The following is a 1,402-nucleotide window of genomic DNA, read 5'->3' as shown; positions in this document are numbered from 1 at the left end:
TTAGAAAGAACAGCTGGAGAGAATGTGGGAAGCTATGCGATTAACTTGGGTAGCTTAAGTGCGGGAGCCAACTACACGATCGATTTCGCCGGAGCAGACTTTGCGATTATCAAGAAAGCCTTGACGATTACAGCTGAGGACAAGCAGAAGACCTACGGGGAAGTAAACCCAACGCTCACCTTCAGCTACAGCGGCCTAGTCAACGGAGATACGCAAGTAGAAACCGAACCAAGCATTAGCACGACAGCCACAGCAAGCTCGAATGTGGGAACCTACCCAATTGAACTAGCGGGTGGAGCGGACCAGAACTACGCCATCACGCTGGTAAACGGCACGCTGACCATCGGCAAGAAGGCCTTGACGATCACAGCAGACGATAAGCAGAAGATCTTTGGAAGAGAAGATCCGGCCCTGACCTACCGGGTGAGTGGTCTGACCGCAGGAGACGGTGAGTCAGTCATCACGGGAACCCTGAGCAGGGAATCCGGAGAAGCAGTGGGCAGCTACAGCATTACACAGGGCAGCCTGGATGCAGGTCAGAACTATACGATCAGCTACACCGGAGCCGAACTGGAGATTGTACCGGCAGTGCTGCTGATGATCAATACTCCCGAGCTGATCCGGACCCCCTGGTCGGTGATGCCGGAACTTCCCGAAACGGTGATCATCCTGACTGCAGACGGACAGGAAGTGGAGATCGGAGTCACTTGGGATGAAAGGCCCCTGAACCTGCTGGCCCGTGGAATCTACAGCCTGTTTGGCAGCTTGCAGTTGCCCGATGGCATTGAAAATGAAAGCGGAGAGCAAGCCCTGCTTCAGGTAGAAGTATTGGCCAAAGCGGCACCCCTAGACCTCAGCCTAAGCAACAACAGCTTTGATCCGAGTCCGACGGTCTTCTTCCAGGAAGTGGGTGCCTTTACGGTAGTGGATCCGGTGGATGACATCCACGAGATCGAGCTGATCGAAGGAGCGGCAGACAATGAATACTTTGAGATCCTCGAGGGGATATTGTTCTGGAGCAGTGCAGACCAGGCCTCGGGACGTACCGAGTTCAGGATCAGAGTCAGGGTGACCGACCGGGACGGCAACGTGTTGGAGAAGGACTTTGTGGTCATCCGTACGCGAATCAACCTGGAGGCCCTGGAGGTGTTCAACACCTTTACCCCGAACGGGGACGGGGTGAACGACAGCTGGGGCTTGCCGGCCCTGCGCTACTACAGCGGGGTTCGTCTTCAGGTCTTTGACCTGAGCGGAGAGCGCCTGTTCTACAGCGAGGACGCGGATGTGCGATGGGACGGCAGCTACAGGGGTAAGGAGCTTCCAACGGGAGCCTACACCTGGGTGATCGAAGTGATCGAGACCGGAGAGAAGCGGATGGGCGTGTTGAACCTGATCCGGGAGT

The 1,402-nt window shown here is 56.0% G+C and carries 1 protein-coding gene; it reads left to right on the top strand.

Annotation, left to right across the window (positions count from 1 at the left end; translation table 11 throughout):
- Positions 1-1,402: MBG domain-containing protein (locus Q0L00_RS19545; RefSeq protein ID WP_297338578.1), on the top strand; the 1,402-nt coding region annotated here is incomplete at both ends.

Origin of the sequence: Algoriphagus sp., from assembly GCF_024305035.1 — a bacterium.
GTDB lineage: Bacteria > Bacteroidota > Bacteroidia > Cytophagales > Cyclobacteriaceae > Algoriphagus.
The sequence above is the reverse complement of the archived record's forward strand: the minus strand, read 5'-3'. Positions and strand labels throughout refer to the sequence as shown.